We start from the raw sequence: 17,476 nt of genomic DNA on the forward strand, positions 1-17,476 counted from the left end.
TTGCTTGTTTCAGCCTGCCAGCGGCCGCGGCGCCAGCGATCGCAACGGCAGAGGGTTGGGCTGCCAGTGGTCGACACGTCCCTGGTCGGCGGTGGCAATTGCCGTGCAGTGATCACTCCAGTGCAGCAGATTCATTCGGCCGTCCTGGTCTTCGGTGAGAGCCGTGCAATGCTCCACCCAGTCGCCGTCGTTCAAGTACAGCACGCCGTCGTAACTCTGCACGTGTCCAAAATGGATGTGGCCGCAGATGTGGCCATCGTACCCTTCGTTACGGGCGTGAAGCGAAACTCTATGTTCAAATTGCTGAATGTAGTGCAGGGCAGCCGAGACGCGCGATTTGGCAATGATGCTGAGCGGCAGGTAGGGCAATGACAGGCCGCGGCGCAATCGGTTGAATGCTCGATTAGCCATGCTGAGCCAGCGCTGCGCATGTTCGCCGACCCAAAGCAGCCAGCGCTTGCCCATTGCTTCGGGATCGAATTCGTCGCCGTGACTGACTCGATAACGACGGCCGTCAGCAGCCGTGTGTTCGGCCCAAAGCTTGATCTCCACGCCACCCCAGGTTTGCCCGGCGAGCCTGCGCAACTGGCAGTCGTGGTTGCCGGGAATGTAAGTAACCTTGATGCCGCGGCGAGCAAGGCTCAGTACTTCCAGCATCACCTGCGTATGTTCGGCCGGCCAATAGTGACGTTTTTCCATTGCTTCCAGATCGATCACGTCGCCGACCAGATACAACTGCTCGCAGTTCAGTTGACGCAGGAAGCTCAACAGGTAGTTTACCCGACACTCCGGCGTTCCTAGATGAATGTCAGAGATGAACACCGAGCGGTATAGCGGCTTCATCAGCACCTCCTGCGCACCTGGCAACAGGCTGCCTGCGCTTGGTCAACTTCGCATGTCGTTATGGTGAATCTTTTCTGACTGCGGTTCTGAAGCCACGTAGCGACCGCGCCGTGGCATCAATGAATTGTCACAATGCCTGACCATACTTTGATGCCTGAACACCGGAGTGGTTGGTGATGCGTCGCTTGACTTGCCTGTTGGGCATGCTGTTGCTGGTGAGCTCGGCGGGTGGCCAGGAACGCTTACGCTTGCATGGATCAAACACCATCGGCGAAGCGCTGGCGCCAGCCATGGTCGAGCGATGGCTGCGTGCGGAAGGCTATGATCAGATTCAGCGTCGTGAGATTGCGTTCGAAGAGATCGAGCTGATCGGACGCGCCGGTTCGAGCGAACTCGTGGTTGAGATTCATGCTCACGGCTCCAGTACCGGATTCGTCGATGTCGCCGCCGGACGTGCTGACATCGCTATGTCCTCCCGTCCAGTCAGGGCATCCGACCGTGCACTATCGCAGGCGGTTGCCGGGCTGGACCGGGCGGAGCAGGAGATCGTCCTGGCCATGGATGGCCTGGCGCTGATCGTGCATCCCAGCAACCCGCTGCGTGGCCTCAGCAAAGGGCAGATTCGCCAGATATTTTCAGGTCAGCTGAGCGATTGGTCGCAGCTGTCTGCGGATATGCGCGGCAGGATTCGCGTGCATGCACGCGACGATCGTTCCGGTACCTATGATTCGTTCCGCGCCATGGTGCTCGGCGATGCCGACGTGCTGGAGGGCGCCCTGCGCTACGAAAGCACAGAAAAGCTGGCTCAGGCGGTGGCAGCTGACCCGCTGGCGATTGGCTTCGTCGGGCTGTCCGGCGTTCGCGGGGTGCGTGCGCTGGAGGTATCGGACGGTGCGCAGGCCCTGGCGCCCAGTGTCGAGAACGTGGCGGTCGAAGATTACCCCTTGTCTCGCCGCCTGTACTTGTACGCGCCGGAGCCGCGCAGCCCAATCGCCGATCGCTTTTTGCGCTTTGCCGTCAGCGATCAGGCTCAGCCGCTGGTGGAGTCGGTGGGCTTGGTCTCTCAGGCGATTCGCCGCTATCAGCCCAGACTGCGCCAGGACGCGCCTGAGGAATACCATCGATTGGTGAAGCAGGCCGAGCGCTTGTCGCTGAACCTGCGTTTCGGCACCGGAATGAGCGTGCTCGATGGCAAGAACGTGCGCGACCTGGATCGCCTTGAGCGCTTCATGCAGCAGCCCGAGCAGCGCGGGCGCTCGCTGATCCTGCTGGGCTTTTCCGATGCCAATGAAACGCTGCCGATCATGGCGCTGCGCATCTCCGGTGATCGCGCGGATTTCGTCGCGCAACTATTGGTTCAGCGCGGCATTGATCCGGCGCGGGTCCGCGGGCTGGGTGGTGCGGCGCCGGTGGCCTCGAACGACAACGATCTGGGCCGTCAGCGCAACCGACGCGTCGAAGTCTGGTTGGGGCAGGCGGCTCCGGGTGTGGCCAGTCGTATAACCAGTCGCACCGCGTCAAAGGCCGCTCCATAGCGGTTCGATGTCGGGTCTATTGATCGCATCAATGACAAGAATCCAATCAATCGATTGGATTTAAGCTTGGCGAGAGCCGACACTACGGCCATCGTCGCCCTGTGCGTCGGCAGCGGCTGAACAGCAGGCAGATCTCACTCCCGTCTGCCGCCGGCTCAGCCCCTTTGCTGGACCCTTTCCTTACGCCTCGGATAAAGAGCGCGACAGAAGCCAAGGTAAAACGGCCAGAAGCGCCCCCGGCGGGGCGCTTTCTTTTTTGGTGCGCCTACTTCTTCTTCGGGATGTAGAGGTCGGTGATAGTGCCCTCATAGACCTCGGCCGCCATGCCCACCGATTCGCTAAGGGTCGGATGTGGGTGGATGGTGTGGCCGATATCGGCTGCCTCACAGCCCATTTCGATCGCCAGTGCCAGCTCCGCAATCAGGTCGCCGGCATGCGGGCCGACGATGCCAGCACCGATCACCCGATGACTGTCCTCGTCGAAGATCAGCTTGGTGAAACCTTCGGTGCGGCCCAGGCCGATGGCGCGGCCAGAGGCGGCCCAGGGGAACTTGCCGATGCCGATCTTCATCTCTTTCTGCTTGGCTTCGGTTTCGGTCACCCCGACCCAGGCGATTTCCGGATCGGTATAGGCCACCGACGGAATCACCCGCGCCACCCACTCCTTCTTTTCGCCGGCTGCGACTTCGGCCGCTAGCTTGCCCTCGTGGGTGGCCTTATGCGCCAGCATCGGCTGACCAATCAGATCGCCGATGGCGAAGATGTGCGGCACATTGGTGCGCATCTGCCGATCGACCGGAATATAGCCGCGCTCGGTGACACCGACGCCGGCCTTGTCGGCCTCCAGCTTGGCGCCGTTCGGCACCCGCCCGACCGAAACCAGTACCCGATCGAACAGCATCGGCTCGGGCGCCTTGTCACCCTCAAAACTGACCTTGATGCCCTTCTTTTCTGCCTTGACTTCGGCCGCTTTGACCTTCAGATGGATCGCCACGCCCTGCTTCTTCAGCCGATCGGCCAGCGGCTTGACCAGATCCTTGTCGGCGCCCGGCATCAACTGGTCCAGCAGTTCCACCACGGTGACCTCACTGCCCAGGGCGCGATAGACGGTGGCCATTTCCAGGCCAATAATGCCGCCACCCACCACCAGCAGTTTCTTTGGCACATCGGCCAGCATCAGCGCGTCGGTGGAATCCATTATCCGCGAATCGTCCCAGGGGAAGCCGGGCAGCTTCACCGGCTGCGAGCCGGCGGCGATGATGCAGTGTTCGAACTGGATCAACTGCGTGCCGTCCTTGCCCTCGACTTCAACTTCGTGCGGCGATACGAAGCGCGCCCGGCCTTCCGCCACCCGCACCTTGCGTTGCTTGGCCATGCCGGCCAGGCCACGGGTCAACTGACCGACCACCTTGTCCTTGTAGCTGCGCAAGGTATCGAGATCGATCTTCGGCGCGCCGAAGCTGATGCCGTAATCCTTGGCGTGGGCAGCCTCGTCGACCACCACGGCGGCGTGCAGCAGGGCCTTGCTGGGAATACAGCCGACATTGAGGCAGACCCCGCCGAGACTGGCATAGCGCTCGACCAGCACGGTGTCGAGGCCGAGATCGGCAGCACGAAATGCTGCGGTATAGCCGCCCGGACCGGCGCCGATCACCAGCATCTGGCATTCGATATCGGCCTTGCGCCCCGACGGCTTGGCCGCCTCGGCAGCCGGCGTCGAGCCCCTCTCCCCCTGGGAAACGGGTTGGGGTGAGGGCCGGGTGTCCTTAACGTCTGATTCGGAACGCTTTTCCTCCGACTTCGCAGATTGCTCAGCAGTTCGCGAATCCTTGCCTTTGTCCTCAGCAGCATCGGCTTCGCTGTCCAGCACGGCGATCACACTGCCCTCGGACACCTCATCGCCCAGCTTGACCTTGAGCTCCTTCACCACTCCGGCATGGCTGGACGGCACCTCCATCGAGGCCTTGTCCGACTCCAAGGTGACCAGCCCCTGGTCCTTCTTGACGCTATCGCCGACCTTGACCAGCAGTTCAATCACCGGCACGCCGGAATAATCACCAATATCCGGCACTTTGACTTCAATGCTGGCCACGTCGATCTCCCTCCAGTAGACGATGCGAAAGGATAGCGCGAGCTCGGCCAAACTCGCAGTCTGCAAACGAATGGATTTTCCCGGCGTCGGCCATCAGCGCCGCCAGTTGACGTGGTAGAGATCGTGGCGGCGATCCTTCAGGTTCTGCACCGTGCCCGAGGCGCGAGCTTGCAGCAGGGCATCGAGGCGTAGGTCGGCGAACGCCACTGCTTCCACATTCGGTGTGGTATCGGCGGCGATGCCGTCGGTGGCGAATGGGAAATCGCAGGGGGTGAGGATGCAGCTCTGGGCGTATTGAATGTCGAAGTTGTTCACCCCGGGCAGGTTGCCGACATTGCCCGACAGCACCACATAACACTGATTTTCGATCGCGCGCGCCGCGCTGCAGTTGCGTACGCGAAGGAATCCCTGCCGCACATCAGTGCAGAACGGCACGAACAGCAGCATCGCGCCCTGATCGCAGAGATGGCGGGCCAGTTCGGGGAACTGGGCGTCGTAGCAGATCATGATGCCGATTGGTCCGCAGTCGGTCATGATGGTCTGTGCGCCTTCGCCGCCGGAAATCTTCCACCAGTGACGCTCGTTCGGCGTTGGATGAAGCTTTTCCCGCACATGCAGCGAGCCGTCGCGCAGGGCGACGTAGCAGTTGTTGTGAATATCGCCCTCCGGCATATGGGTCGGATGGGTGCCGCCGATGATATTGATGTTGTACTGAACGGCAAGTTTGGTCAGGGTTTCGCAGAAACGCTCGGTATAGCTGGTCAGTGAACGCATCGAGTCGGCCGGTGACAGCTTCTTGTTTTCCACGCTGAGCAGCTGCAGGGTGAACAGCTCGGGAAACACGACGAAATCGGCGTCATAGTCGGCGGCGACGTCGACGAAATACTCCACCTGGGTGGCGAAGTCCTCGTAGGCGGCGATTCGCCGTTGCTGGTACTGCACTGTGGCCACGCGAACGACATCGGGCAAATGGCCGCGGCGCTGCACTTCCGCCACCACCGGATGTTCGGCGCGATTGGGGTTGCGCCAAACCAGATGTGCAGCAAAGCCCAGCGACTCCTTGTCCGAGGGCAGATAGCCCTGCAGCACGCCAATCAGTTCGAAACCGTTGCGCAGCTGGAAACTCAGGGTGCCATCGCGTAGTCGATCGGCCTGTACGGCTTCGACGTAGGCCTGGGGCGAGCCATATTGCTTGATTCTGCGCGCCAGCCCAGGCAGGCGCCCGCCAAATACGATGCCCTTCAGGTTCAGCTTGGCACAGAGCTTCTTGCGCTCGGAGTACAGACGGCGGCCGATGCGCAGCCCGCGCCGCTTGGGGTCAACGCATACCTCCATGCCGTACAGCCAATCACCATGGGCGTCGTGACGGCTGCCATAGCCAGCGCCGGTGACCTGACGCCAGGTATGCGGCTTCAACGCGATGTCTTCGGCGATGCGAAAGGTGGCGCAATAGCCAACGATCAGATCCTCATAGATGGCGACGAACTGGCCCTGGTGAAAATGGGTCAGCTGGCCGGCAACCATTTCCGGCGTGTAGCTGTAGTCATCGCCATACACCCGCCGCGATAGATCGACGATTGCCTGGGCATCGCTGAGCTTGGCTTGCCGAACCAAGAGTTTGGCTGTGCTACGGCTGGGTTTTTCTGCCACGATAGGCTCCTTGTCGATACGCGAGCAGGCCGCTGAAATGAGTCTCAGCCGCCTGATAGATGCGCCGGCTAGCGATCGGGCGCCGATTCGGCGCCGGGTGCTTCATCCGCGCTGGGCGGCGCCTTGACTTCGTCGATCGCGTCGTTGCGCGCCAGTTCGGCGCGCTGTTCGCTGCTAAGCAGGGGAGCGCTGTCGGTGGCCGCCGCCGTCGCGGCTGGCGCATCTGACTTGCCCAGCCAACTGCGCACATGTAAGTCGCGCTGTGGGAACGGGATGACCAGTTCGTGTTTGGCCAGCGCGGTTTCCAGCGCCCAATTGTAAGCAGCGCGCACCGCACTGGGTCGCTTGGTGGCCTCGGCGGTCAACCAAACCACCAGTTCAAAATCGAGGCTGCTGTCGCCAAACCCGGCCAGCCAGACCTGTGGCGCCCGCTGGCCTTCCATCGATAGGGTGAACGGCACCTCGCCGGCCGCTTCCAGCGCCGCCTGCTTGACCCGCTCCTTGTCTGAGCCGTAAGCCACGCCAAACGGTATGCGCATGCGCCGAGATACATCGCGGTGGGTCCAATTCACCACCCGGCCGCTGACGAACTCGGAGTTTGGCACCAGGATGTCGAGATTGTCATTGGTGACGATGCGGGTGGCGCGAATCTTGATATCGCGCACCTCGCCGTGCACGCCGGATTCCAGCTCGACAAAATCGCCCACCTTCAGGCTGCGATCAAACAGCAGGATGAGTCCGGAGACGAAATTGTTGAAGATCGCCTGCAGGCCAAATCCGAGCCCGACGCCGATCGCGCCGGCCAGCACGGCAAAGCGGCTGGCATGGATACCGATCATCTCCAACGCCAGCATCGCGCCGATGATCAGCAGGGTGTAGTGGATAACCCGGCCGACGGCATAAAACGCGGCGCGCCGATTGACGTCACTGCTGCGCTGTTCAACCCTATCAAGCCCGCGTTGAATCCAGCGCGAAACGGTCCAGGCGGCGACGAACATCAGCACCGCCAGGGTGAGTTTGCCCGGCGTCAGCACCACATCGGAGACTTGCAGCAGCTCGACGTCCCAGGCCCAGCGCGCACCCGAACCAATCGCCTCGCCGGCATCCTGCAGGCGATCGCTCAGTCCGGGCTCCGTGGGGGCGGGCTTCGGGCTCATATCGGCAAGCTTACAACAGCAGGCGCCTCAGGTCGGTCAGCTGCTGGGCGAAGAAGCTGGTGAAGCGGGCGGCATCGGCGCCGTCAATCACCCGGTGATCGTAGGACAGCGACAGCGGCAGCATCAGCCTGGGTTCGAACGCCTGACCATTCCACACCGGCTTCATGCTGGATTTCGACACGCCGAGGATGGCCACCTCGGGTGCATTGACGATCGGCGTGAAGCCGGTGCCGCCAATGCCACCGAGCGAGCTGATCGAAAAGCAGCCGCCGGACATCTCGGCCGGGCCGAGCTTCTTGTCGCGCGCCTTCTTCGATATCTCGCCCAGTTCGGCCGCCAGCTGCAGCAGGCCCTTCTTGTCGCAGTCGCGAATTACCGGCACCACCAGTCCATCCGGCGTGTCGACGGCGATGCCGATGTTGAAATATTTCTTCAGCACCAGGTTCTCGCCGGTTTCGTCCAGCGAGGCGTTGAAGTGGGGGAATTTCTTCAGTGCTGCCACCGCGGCCTTGATCATGAACACCAAGGGCGTGACCTTCAGATCCTTGCTTTCCGCTGCCAGGCCCTTACGGAAGGCCTCCATTTCGGTGATATCGGCTTCGTCATGTTGGGTGACGTGCGGAATCATCGCCCAGTTGCGGGCCAGATTGGCGCCGGAGATCTTCTTGATGCGCGACAGCGGTTTCGACTCGATCTCGCCAAACTTGCTGAAGTCGATCTTCGGCCAGGGCAGCAGGCTGAGCCCGGCCGCTCCACCACCCGCTGCGCTCACCGATGCAGCACCTTGCATCAGCGACTTGACGAACTGCTGAACATCTTCCTTGGTGATCCGGCCGGCGCGGGCTGAGCCGCTGACCTTGCCAAGATCCACTCCGAGCTCGCGGGCGAACAGGCGCACCGCCGGGCTGGCATAGGGCACCGAAGCAGGGGCGACCGATTCGGCGCCAAAGCTCACCGGCGGGCTGCGCGGTGGGCCCGCCGATACCGCCGGCGCCTGCTTGCTGGCTTCGGCCGGCTTGGCGCTTTCCTTGGCCGGTGGCGATTCTGCTTTCTCAGCCTGCTCAGACTTCTTCGTCGAGTCGTCGGATGTGTCCTTGGGCGAGTCCTTGCCGGTCGATTGGGCGGCCTTTGCCTTATCGTCCGACTTGGCGTCATCGTCGGCGACTTCGATCATCGCCACCGCACTGCCTTCCGCCACCTCGTCGCCGATCTTGACCTTGAGTTCCTTCACCACGCCGTCGAACGGCGCGGGCACTTCCATGGTCGCCTTGTCCGACTCCAAGGTGATGAGACCTTGATCGCGCCGAATGCTGTCGCCTACCGATACCAGCAGTTCGATCACCGGAACGCCGCTGTAGTCGCCGATATCCGGCACGCGGGCTTCCTTGAGTGCGGCCATGAGTCCTCCCCGGAACCAAAGTTGAACGATCGAGCGCGTATTGTGGCCGCTCACGGGGTCAAAGAACCAGCCGCCCGCATTCGATTGCACAAACCGACCGGCGCCCGGCCAGCTGTCACATTGTCGGCAAAGGGTAGTCCTGATATCCGGATCCGGACGTCCGATTTGCGAACCGGACACAGACGAACAAGACAGAGACATCGTTAAAGCGTTGATTTGTCTCGGTTCGTCGACTTGGCACGGAACCTGCTCTGGCTTGCAGTGTCTGCCAAGCTGACCATCAGAGGACAAGCGCCATGAACCGTCTTAATCGCTACTTCACCCTGCCGCTCATCTTTGCTGCCAGCGCGGTCTCGGCGGTGGTGGCCCTCGGCGAGCCGATCGAGCAACCGGCCACCGCGCTGGTCGTGGTCGAGGCGCAGCCCAGCGAACTGCCGATCGCGGTGGCTGAAGTCGAAGCCGCGGTGGAGCGAATGGAGAAGAAAGCGGCACACATGCGTTGGCTGGTGACCCTGCCGAGCGCGCGCAAGCCCAGCGCCTGCTGCAATGCGCCTGCGGTTCGCTGATCACCAGCAGAAGCGGTCCGGCGGTGCGTCCAAGACGCACCCTGCGGACACACGATTTCTTGGCGCGCCGCCGTGCAGGGCAACGATGTGCATAGGGTGCGTCTTGGACGCACCGCAACACCGTTAGTGAGATCACCGCTACTCGGGGCCCGCTACTCCAACACCGTCACCCTATTGCCCAAGGCTATGCGCCCTGCGCCAACGGCGATCAGGTTCACCCCAAAGGTGATGCCGCGCTCGCTGCGCCGATACTCTTTCAAGCTACGCAAGGGTTCGCCGCGCGGGTCGCGCTCGCCACTGTCGGCATCCACCGTGGTAAACACACAGCGCACGCAGGGTTTGACGTTGTGGAACTCGAGTTCGCCGATCCGCAGCCGCTTCCAGCTGTCTTCGGCATGGGCAGCGCAGCCCGACACCACGATATTGGGCCGAAAGCGCCGCGCATCGATGCCTCCGCCGGCCTTCTGATTTACCTCCTCTACCGCCGCCTCGCTGACCAGCAGTAAGGGAAAGCCATCGGCAAAGCTCACTTCCTGCCGGGGGTCGGCGTATTTCGGGTCGGCCGGCCGTGCCGCCTGCTCATCCATATAGACCAGGCGCACTGGGCGCTGCAGGCGTTGGCTAAGCCAGCCATGTGCGGCGGGCTCGGCCAGGGCGGCATTGATCTCATCCTTCCACAAACTGACTCGGTAGCGCGGCGCATCATTCGCCGGCCTGGGCACCTGCAGCGTCTCGCCCTGCCATGCCAGCTGCAGGCCCCGCGTAGTGCCGATCGCCGATAGTTTCACCAGCGCGCCGAGCTCGCGCCCGGAGACAAAACGGCCGTTGTCGTCGATCAGCATCCAGCGCCGATCATGCTGCGGCCCGCGCGGCTCGATCAGCATCGATTCCAGTGACAGGCCGGCGGCGGATTTCAGCGGGTGGATAAACAGTTGTGATACGTGCATCTGCTGTTGATTCATTCTCGCCAGTCCCACACCACCACTTCCCAGACATCATCGGCCTGCGCATCCTCGTACACATGCAGAGTCTCGAAGCCAACCCGGCGATGGGCGCGCAGCGAACGCGCATTGCGCTGCGAGATTTCGGTCACGCTGAAGTCGAAGCGATCGCGGTAGACATCGCGCAGGGTGTGATACATCCCGTCAAACACGCCCTGGCCGCGAAACTCGCGCGCCACACAGACCTGGCCCATCACAAACCAGCGCGGGTTATCGGCCAAGGCTTCGCCGCGCCAGCTCAAGCTATCGAGCATGGCAAACATCGGTTGCAGGATGGGAATCTGATCGCGGAAGCGCTGCGCCATCATCAGACAGTAGCCGGCCAGATCGTCGCCGGACTTGGCAATTACCGACGGATACTCGTGGTTCATCGCCGTCAGCACCGCCGGATCATGTCGCACGCTGGTAAAGCCGTCACTGATCGCGGTGGCGGCGTCGACGCTATGGCGATGATTCAGCGCCTGCAGGGCCAGAATCTGCTCGATCTCGCGATCACGGCTGACGGTGGTGTAGGCCAGGGCCATAGGATTGAGCGGTGGGGAAAGCCTGGCAGCTTAACAGCAGGCTGGTGATCATTTCGCAACGCAGCCTGAGCCCGTCAATGCCCCGCGGCTACCAGAAGTAAATCTGCAACGAGGGGTCGACACGCCGCCGCGGTGGCGCCGCCAGTAGCTCGCGCTGGCTGGGAAAGTTCTCTGCACTGCGGCGGACGAAATCGTCGATCTCGCGCAGGTCGTAGTACTGCTCGTTCGAATTGGCCGGGCGCAGCTCGGGCGGGAAACAGCCCATGCCGGCCAGCAGGCAGTACCAGGAAAACACCGGATAGCCCTTGCCCAGACGCTGACTGCCGACCTCCTCGGCAATCCCCTTGCCGGACAACCATAGCGTGTACAGCTCTTTCAGCGCATCGGATAGTTCGCCATTGGCGGCGCAGTCGCGCCAGTAAGGGGTGTCGCCGCGCGAGTTGGTCTTGTAATGGCTGACGATATAATCACGAGTGCCTTCAAAGTGCTCATTGCTTCGCCGGTTGAACTCGGTGCGCGCCTGTTCCGACAGGTCGCCGCGGCGCAGTTGCTCGCAGAACATCTGCACCGTGCGTTGAATGAAGAGCAGGGCAGTGGCCTCCAGCGGCTCGATGAAACCCTGCGATAAGCCGACCGCCAGGCAATTGCGGTTCCAGTGTTCGCTCAGTCGGCCAATGCGCATCTTCAGATGGCGCGCCTCGGTCGGGTCATCGAGCAGGCCCAGGCTCTCACGTAGTTCGCGCTCGGCCTGCTCGGCGCTGCAATAGGCCGAGCTGTAGACATAGCCGTTGCCGTAGCGCTGGGTCAGCGGAATTTCCCAGCGCCAGCCATGACGCATGGCGATCGAGCGGGTCTGCGAGGGCAGCTGATCGCCGATCGGCGTCGGTAGGGCGACCGCCGCATCATTGAACAGGTTGTTCTTGAAGCTGATAAACGGGGTGTTCAGGGTCTTCTGGATCAGTACCGCGGCAAAGCCGGTACAGTCGACAAAGAGGTCCGCTTCGAAGCGTTGACCGTCTTTCATCAGCAGAGCGGCAAGATCCCCAGTGTCATGCCGTTCCACCGCCTCGACATGGCATTGTCGGTACTGCACGCCGCGTTCGACCGCCTTTAGGTGCAGAAACTTGCCCAACAGCACCGCGTCGAAATGGTAGCCATACCAGATATCGAACGGAAAACTCTGCCGCGGCCGCGGTGCCTTGCCCTGTTCGGCCAGCTGGGCGGCGACGAAGAAGCGATCTGGGTGGGCGTAGACATCGGCGCCACGCAGGCGCTGGTGCACGTTATGCACGAACTGGGTCAGGGTGAGGTTGTCCAGCATCGATGCGAATGGGTGGAAATAGCGCTCGAAGCCCGGCTTGCGTGACCAGCCTTCGAAACTGATCCCGCACTTGTAGGTCGCATGACAAGCCGGCATCCACTCGGCCTCTTCGATACCCAGCTGATCGAAGAAGCCACGCAGCCAGGGCGTCGAGCCTTCGCCGACGCCGATTGTTTCCACGGTTGGCGATTCCAGCACATGCACTTCCACCGGGCTGCCCTTCAGTGCATCGGCCAGCAACAGCGCGCTCATCCAGCCGGCGCTGCCGCCGCCGACCACGGCGATCCGCCTTATCCCGGTGGCCGCCGGCAACTCGCTGGGCGGCAGCGGCGAGCGGTACTGGTTGTAGACCGTGGCGGTGGGGCCTTGGGTGGCGATGGGCATTGCTGTATTCCCTGCGAAGCGTCTCGCATTCTGGAGTGGGCTGCGGCGAGACTCAATGTGTCGCGGGCAGTGGCCGGGTTTGGAAGGAAGGGCAGCCGATTCGGCTGCGCCTCGTCAGGGCTGGCCTTCGATACGCTCAGGCCATCACTTCGACTGGCTCAGCCAAGGTCGGATTGCGTACGCTGAGCGCAGTCGAAGCGTGCCGAACCGGGGCCGGCAACGCGCGCGGATAACCAGGCAGACAGGCGTTGAGTCGTCGGCGCTCTGCGCTGATGTGACATCGGTACGCCCAAGGCGCACCCTAATGCGGCCGCAGGCGGAAGCGCTCGCGGTAGTCGGCCGGGGTCAGGGTAGTGGCGCGCTTGAACAGCTTGCGAAAGCTGGATGAGTCGGAATAGCCGCAGCGTTCGACAATCTCATCGAAGCTGAGGTGGGTGGTTTCCAGCAGGGCCTTGGCGCGTTCAACCCGCAGGTGCTGGATATGTTCCAGCGGGGTGCTGCCGAGCTGGGCCTTGAAGTGGCGCAGCAGGGAGCGCTCGCTCACCCCGACCTGTTCGGCCAGATGTGCCACGCTGAGGCTTTCGTGCAGATTCTTGTTAAGTATCTGCTCGATCCGCTCACCCAGCGAATGGCGCGGTTTTTCCTTCAGCGCCTGACTGATATAGGGCGCCTGACTTTGTCGATCGGGATCGATCAACAGAATACGCGCGGTCTGCTGGGCCAGGTCTTCGCCGCCGACCCGGGCAATGAGCTTGAGCACATAACTCATCACCGAGGAGGTGGCGCCGCAGGTGGTAATCGGGCCATCCTCGACGATCATCTTTTCGATATCGAGCTGGGCGCGCGGATAGCGCTCTCGGAACACCGCATCCAGCCACCAGGCGGTGGTCGCACGACGGCCATCGAGCAGGCCGGCCTCGGCGAGCAGGAAGGCGCCACTGCAGGAACTGGCCAGCTTTACCCCGCGGCGGAACATGGCGTTCAGCAGGTCGATCTCGGGCTGCAGCTGCTGCATACGGGAAATCAACTCACTGCCGCTGCCATGCATGCTGCCGGGCACCAGCAGCACATCCGGATCACTCGGCTCGCAGACCACGCCTTCGATGCGCAGACCGCCCGAGCAGCGCAGCGCGTCCATGCCGCGGGCGGTGACGATCGAGGTGCGAAAGCGCAGCGGGGTGGCGGGGTCGCGCAGCTCAGCCAGCTTCTGCGCCACCCGCAGCATGTCGGTCGGCCCGGCCAGGCTCGACAGCATGGCGCCGTCCAGGGCCAACAGGCCAAGGGTGAATTGACGTTCGCTGCGAGTCGGCGCGGGCATCTGGCTCATGGTGCTCAATGGTGCTCCTGTTTCGGTGCGGCAGGTAGACGGGCTGGTCTCAATTCTGTGCGGCACGCGGGCCGTCGAAAGCTTCGTGAATCAGCAGACTGCCGTGCTCATTGGCCAGGCTCTGATACACGACTGCAGGAACGCCGTAGGCCTGCACTCGGCCATCGCGCAATTCCGGATCATCGCAGCTGCGCAAGGCAACCCGACCACTGTGACCGGTCGGAAGCAGGGTGGCCGAGGGGGCAATCAGCTCCAGCTCGCCTTGGCTATCGCGGCCGATCAGCCACAGTCCAGCCGGCGGCTCGATGCCACGCGGGCAGAACGCATCGCCGGCAATCACCCGCGACTCGCCGAACTGCGGCTGCAGTTCCCAATGCTGATCGAGTGCGTCCAGCGAGGCGGTGTAGTCGATGCCGGGCACGTATTGCGGCAGCAGGGATTCGGGGGCTTGAGCTGACACGGTGCTGCTGCTCAGGCTCAGGGCCAGGGTTGCGGCGGTTATCAAGGAAGCAATCACGGTACGCATCTTAGGTTCTCCGGGTCGCCAACAGTTGGCGGAAGTAGATTGCTACAGGCGATTATCGCCATGCAGTGGCGAATCGGACTCTGAAGGGGCGAATTCCGCCATGTTTGGCTGGCGTTTAGAAAGCCCGTCCCCCCAGTCGCCCAATGACGCGACGCGACGGGCCGCCTATCCTTGTGCAGCCAGTGTGAAGTTGTTTGCCGCCGTCGGCAGTCAGGGGAGCGGGGAGCCTGCCCAACCACGGCTGAATTCTGACTAGGCCAGAAGTCACAGGTGCCGGTGTCTGGCGTCCTGTCATTAACTCAGGGTTTGCGCGCCGAGGCGCGAGGGGGAAGCGATGGACCTGTTCTTGCAAATCGTTACGTCGTTTCCCACGGTGATCTTCACGGTGATTCTGGGTGTTGGGCTTTGCCTGATGCTGTTGACCATGCTGGGCATGGTCGATATCGAGGGACTGAACTTCGACATCGGCTCAGACGGCGATGGTGCCGGCGGCGTGTCGGCCTTGCTGATGAAGCTGGGCCTGGATGGCATGCCGCTGATGTTGATCGTGCTCGGCGTTGGTTTGATCGGTTTCGTTCTGAGCTTCCTGGCCGATTATTGGTTCCTGCGAGAGGTCGAAGCCGACAACTTCAGGCTGCTGTGGATGGTTCTGGCTGTAGTGATTGCATTCTTCCTGTCATTGCCGCTGACCGGTCTGCTGCTGTTTCCGCTGAAGTCAGTATTCCGCGAGCAGCCGGTGATCGACAGCGTGTCCTTGCTCGGCAAGTTGGCCATCGTGCGTAGCCCCTTGGTCGATGCCAAACAAGGAATGGCCAACCTGGATGACGGCGGTGCGGGCCTGATTCTTCAGGTGCGCAGTCGTGATCAGACCTTCGAGCGCGGTCAGCGCGTGGTGCTGGTTGAGTACATCGAGGCGAGCAACGCCTATTGGGTGATCGGCGAGCAATCGCTGGACCCCACGGACCACTGATCGAATTTCTTGTCGTTCAACGTTCTTAGTAGTTTCAGGCCGGCAAATCTGGCCCTTTATTGGAGTCAAGCATGGACATGACCACTTTGATGCTCATCATTACCGTCGGCGGCGTGATCGTTGCCGGCGTGTTGAGTCTCTTTGCCATCCTGAAGATGTTCTACATCAAGGTGCCGCAGGGTACCGCGCTGATCGTCAACGATCTGACCGCCACGCCGAAGGTGCATTTCACCGGTGCCCTGGTCTGGCCGGTGATCCACAAAAAGGAGTTCATGAAGATCTCCTTGATCACCCTGGAGGTCGATCGGCGCGGCAAGGATGGCCTGATCTGCCGCGACAACATGCGCGCCGATATCACCGTTGCCTTCTATCTGCGGGTGAATGAGACCCAGCAGGACGTGCTGAAGGTGGCCAAAGCCATCGGCGTCGATCGCGCCTCGGAAAAGAACGCGGTCAATGAACTGTTCAACGCCAAGTTCAGTGAGGCGCTGAAGACGGTCGGCAAGAAGATCGACTTCGTTGCCTTGTTCGAGAACCGGCAGGAATTCCGTGACCGCATCATCGAGGTGATCGGCAACGATTTGAACGGTTACATCCTGGAAGACGTGGCGATCGATTATCTGGAGCAGACGCCGAAGTCCTCGCTGGATCCGAACAATATTCTCGATGCCGAAGGCATTCGCAAGATCACCGAGCTCACCGCCACCCAGAACGTGGTGACCAATGAGTTGGAGCGCAACAAGGAACTGGCGATCCAGAAGAAGAACGTCGAGACCAAGGAATCGATGCTGGCATTGGCGCGTCAGCAGGCCGATGCCGAAGCCAAGCAGCAGCGTGAGATCGCCACCATCCAGGCGCGCGAATCGGCCGAGACCCTGCGCGTGCAGGAAGAAGAGCGGCTGAAGGCCGAACAGGCGCGCATCGCCACCCAGGAACAGCTCGATATCCGTGAGCAGAATCGGATGCGTGAAGTTGAAGTGGCTGAGCAGAACCGCCAGCGCGCCGTGGTGATCGAGATCGAAAAGGTCGCCCGCGCCAAGGCACTGGAAGAAGTCGCCCGCGAACGCGAAGTCGAACTGCAGCGGATCGAGAAAGAGCGCGCCCTGGAAGAGCAGCGCAAGGAAATTGCCAATGTCATCCGCGAGCGGGTGGTGGTCGAAAAATCGGTGGCAGTGGAAGAAGAGCGGATCAAGGAAGTGCGCGAAATCTCCGAAGCCGAGCGCCTGAAGCAGGTCACCATTCTTGATGCCCAGGCCAAGGCAGAGGAAGAGCTGGTTAAGCAGGTCAAGCAGGCCGAAGCCGACGAAGCCAAGGCCAAGCACAAGTCGGTCGAGATCACCATCCTGGCTCAGGCCGAACTGGAAGCCGCCGGCAAACAGGCCGAAGCCAAGCGCAAGCTGGCCGAAGGTATCGAGGCCGAGCGTGCCGCGCCGGGCCTGGCCGATGCGCGGGTGCGCGAAGTGACCGCGGCGGCGATGGAAAAGGAAGGTCTGGCCAAGGCCAAGGTGATCGCCGAGCAAATGGCGGCCGAGGCGCGCGGCGAGCAGGACAAAGGTGTGGCCCAGGCCAATGTGATCGAGGCGCAGGCCGAAGCGCGGCGCAAGGAAGGTCTGGCCGAGGCCAAGGTGCTGGAAGAAAAGCTGAGCGCGCAGGCGCGGGGCGAGGAACAGGTCGCGCTGACCAAGGCCAAGGCCACCCAGGAGGTCGGCAATGCCGAGGCGGCGGTGCTGCTGGCCAAGTTCGAAGCCGAGGCCAAGGGTCTGGCGGAGAAGTTCGGCTCGCTGGAAGCGCTCAGCGACAAGGCGCGCGCCCACGAAGAGTTCCGCATGCAGCTGGAAAAGACCTTCGAGCAGACCGTGCGCGGCATCGAGGCGAACGAAAAGATCGCCCGCGAACAGGCCGATGTGCTGGCCGCCGCGCTCAGCAAGGCCAAGGTCGACATCGTGTCCGGCGGCGGCGACTACTTCAACAGCCTGGCCCGCGGCATGGGCATGGGCAAGATGGTCGAGGGCGTGACCGGCTCCAGTCCGATCGTCGGTGACCTGCTGCAGCGCTTTCTGGGCAACACCCCGAAGAAGCCGGAAGCGCCGTCGGCTAACGATACCGAGCAGTAATGCTTAAAGCCCCTCTCCCCCGCCAGGGGGAGGGGCTAGAGCTTGAGCAAGTCCGGACCACGGAGTG

General features: G+C 62.3%; 14 protein-coding genes. 4 read left to right on the top strand and 10 right to left on the bottom strand.

Going from position 1 to position 17,476, the window contains the following annotated elements:
• Positions 1-9 precede the first annotated feature (9 nt).
• Entirely contained in the window at positions 10-843 is an 834-nt protein-coding gene (locus IFO71_RS10935; RefSeq protein ID WP_192029667.1) for a UDP-2,3-diacylglucosamine diphosphatase, read from the bottom strand.
• Positions 844-1,019: 176 nt separating this feature from the next.
• On the opposite strand from IFO71_RS10935, the gene IFO71_RS10940 reads away from it, so the two are divergent.
• A complete protein-coding gene (locus tag IFO71_RS10940; RefSeq protein ID WP_192029668.1) occupies positions 1,020-2,378 on the top strand; it encodes a substrate-binding domain-containing protein in 1,359 nt (452 codons plus the stop codon).
• 265 nt (positions 2,379-2,643) lie between these two features.
• Here the strand turns inward: IFO71_RS10940 and lpdA are convergent, their stop codons facing one another.
• The 4 genes from lpdA to IFO71_RS10960 all read right to left on the bottom strand — a co-directional run bounded on the left by lpdA (position 2,644) and on the right by IFO71_RS10960 (position 8,676).
• Positions 2,644-4,470, bottom strand: a complete 1,827-nt coding sequence (lpdA, locus tag IFO71_RS10945) for a dihydrolipoyl dehydrogenase (protein ID WP_192029669.1) — start codon at positions 4,468-4,470, stop codon at positions 2,644-2,646.
• A 93-nt stretch (positions 4,471-4,563) separates the two neighbouring features.
• Positions 4,564-6,120 (bottom strand): carbon-nitrogen hydrolase family protein, encoded by a 1,557-nt coding sequence (locus IFO71_RS10950; protein WP_192029670.1) that lies wholly within the window; start codon positions 6,118-6,120, stop codon positions 4,564-4,566.
• Positions 6,121-6,188: 68 nt separating this feature from the next.
• On the bottom strand, positions 6,189-7,277 hold the full coding sequence (locus IFO71_RS10955; RefSeq protein WP_225444553.1) for a mechanosensitive ion channel family protein: 1,089 nt from the start codon (positions 7,275-7,277) through the stop codon (positions 6,189-6,191).
• A 10-nt stretch (positions 7,278-7,287) separates the two neighbouring features.
• The gene (locus IFO71_RS10960) at positions 7,288-8,676 is read right to left on the bottom strand and encodes a dihydrolipoyllysine-residue acetyltransferase (protein WP_192029671.1); all 1,389 of its coding nucleotides are present in this window, start codon (positions 8,674-8,676) and stop codon (positions 7,288-7,290) included.
• A 296-nt stretch (positions 8,677-8,972) separates the two neighbouring features.
• Here IFO71_RS10960 and IFO71_RS10965 point away from each other — a divergent pair, with 296 nt between their 5' ends.
• Complete coding sequence (locus IFO71_RS10965) at positions 8,973-9,242, top strand: hypothetical protein (RefSeq protein WP_192029672.1); 270 nt, start codon at positions 8,973-8,975, stop codon at positions 9,240-9,242.
• 152 nt (positions 9,243-9,394) lie between these two features.
• Here the strand turns inward: IFO71_RS10965 and IFO71_RS10970 are convergent, their stop codons facing one another.
• The 5 genes from IFO71_RS10970 to IFO71_RS10990 form a co-directional block, all read right to left on the bottom strand.
• Entirely contained in the window at positions 9,395-10,189 is a 795-nt protein-coding gene (locus IFO71_RS10970; protein WP_192029673.1) for an MOSC domain-containing protein, read from the bottom strand.
• Between the two features lie 11 nt (positions 10,190-10,200).
• The gene (locus IFO71_RS10975; RefSeq protein ID WP_192029674.1) at positions 10,201-10,767 is read right to left on the bottom strand and encodes a GNAT family N-acetyltransferase; all 567 of its coding nucleotides are present in this window, start codon (positions 10,765-10,767) and stop codon (positions 10,201-10,203) included.
• 88 nt (positions 10,768-10,855) lie between these two features.
• Positions 10,856-12,472 (bottom strand): tryptophan halogenase family protein, encoded by a 1,617-nt coding sequence (locus tag IFO71_RS10980; protein ID WP_192029675.1) that lies wholly within the window; start codon positions 12,470-12,472, stop codon positions 10,856-10,858.
• Positions 12,473-12,773: 301 nt separating this feature from the next.
• Entirely contained in the window at positions 12,774-13,799 is a 1,026-nt protein-coding gene (locus tag IFO71_RS10985; protein ID WP_192029676.1) for a GlxA family transcriptional regulator, read from the bottom strand.
• 49 nt (positions 13,800-13,848) lie between these two features.
• A complete protein-coding gene (locus IFO71_RS10990) occupies positions 13,849-14,325 on the bottom strand; it encodes a hypothetical protein (protein WP_192029677.1) in 477 nt (158 codons plus the stop codon).
• Positions 14,326-14,659: 334 nt separating this feature from the next.
• On the opposite strand from IFO71_RS10990, the gene IFO71_RS10995 reads away from it, so the two are divergent.
• Entirely contained in the window at positions 14,660-15,295 is a 636-nt protein-coding gene (locus IFO71_RS10995) for an OB-fold-containig protein (protein ID WP_192029678.1), read from the top strand.
• Positions 15,296-15,366: 71 nt separating this feature from the next.
• Positions 15,367-17,409 carry a flotillin family protein gene (locus tag IFO71_RS11000; protein WP_192029679.1) on the top strand — a complete coding sequence of 681 codons (2,043 nt, stop codon included), beginning with the start codon at positions 15,367-15,369 and terminating at the stop codon, positions 17,407-17,409.
• Positions 17,410-17,476 lie beyond the last annotated feature (67 nt).

This window comes from Pseudomarimonas arenosa (genome assembly GCF_014841215.1).
GTDB lineage: Bacteria > Pseudomonadota > Gammaproteobacteria > Xanthomonadales > Xanthomonadaceae > Pseudomarimonas > Pseudomarimonas arenosa.

What these genes read in the sequence shown, in the direction of transcription:
- IFO71_RS10935 (WP_192029667.1), bottom strand. Translation starts at nt 843, where the DNA reads ATGAAGCCGCTATACCGCTCGGTGTTCATCTCTGACATTCATCTAGGA.
- IFO71_RS10940 (WP_192029668.1), top strand. Translation starts at nt 1,020, where the DNA reads ATGCGTCGCTTGACTTGCCTGTTGGGCATGCTGTTGCTGGTGAGCTCG.
- IFO71_RS10955 (WP_225444553.1), bottom strand. Translation starts at nt 7,277, where the DNA reads ATGAGCCCGAAGCCCGCCCCCACGGAGCCCGGACTGAGCGATCGCCTG.
- IFO71_RS10960 (WP_192029671.1), bottom strand. Translation starts at nt 8,676, where the DNA reads ATGGCCGCACTCAAGGAAGCCCGCGTGCCGGATATCGGCGACTACAGC.
- IFO71_RS10965 (WP_192029672.1), top strand. Translation starts at nt 8,973, where the DNA reads ATGAACCGTCTTAATCGCTACTTCACCCTGCCGCTCATCTTTGCTGCC.
- IFO71_RS10970 (WP_192029673.1), bottom strand. Translation starts at nt 10,189, where the DNA reads ATGCACGTATCACAACTGTTTATCCACCCGCTGAAATCCGCCGCCGGC.
- IFO71_RS10975 (WP_192029674.1), bottom strand. Translation starts at nt 10,767, where the DNA reads ATGGCCCTGGCCTACACCACCGTCAGCCGTGATCGCGAGATCGAGCAG.
- IFO71_RS10980 (WP_192029675.1), bottom strand. Translation starts at nt 12,472, where the DNA reads ATGCCCATCGCCACCCAAGGCCCCACCGCCACGGTCTACAACCAGTAC.
- IFO71_RS10985 (WP_192029676.1), bottom strand. Translation starts at nt 13,799, where the DNA reads ATGAGCCAGATGCCCGCGCCGACTCGCAGCGAACGTCAATTCACCCTT.
- IFO71_RS10990 (WP_192029677.1), bottom strand. Translation starts at nt 14,325, where the DNA reads ATGCGTACCGTGATTGCTTCCTTGATAACCGCCGCAACCCTGGCCCTG.
- IFO71_RS10995 (WP_192029678.1), top strand. Translation starts at nt 14,660, where the DNA reads ATGGACCTGTTCTTGCAAATCGTTACGTCGTTTCCCACGGTGATCTTC.
- IFO71_RS11000 (WP_192029679.1), top strand. Translation starts at nt 15,367, where the DNA reads ATGGACATGACCACTTTGATGCTCATCATTACCGTCGGCGGCGTGATC.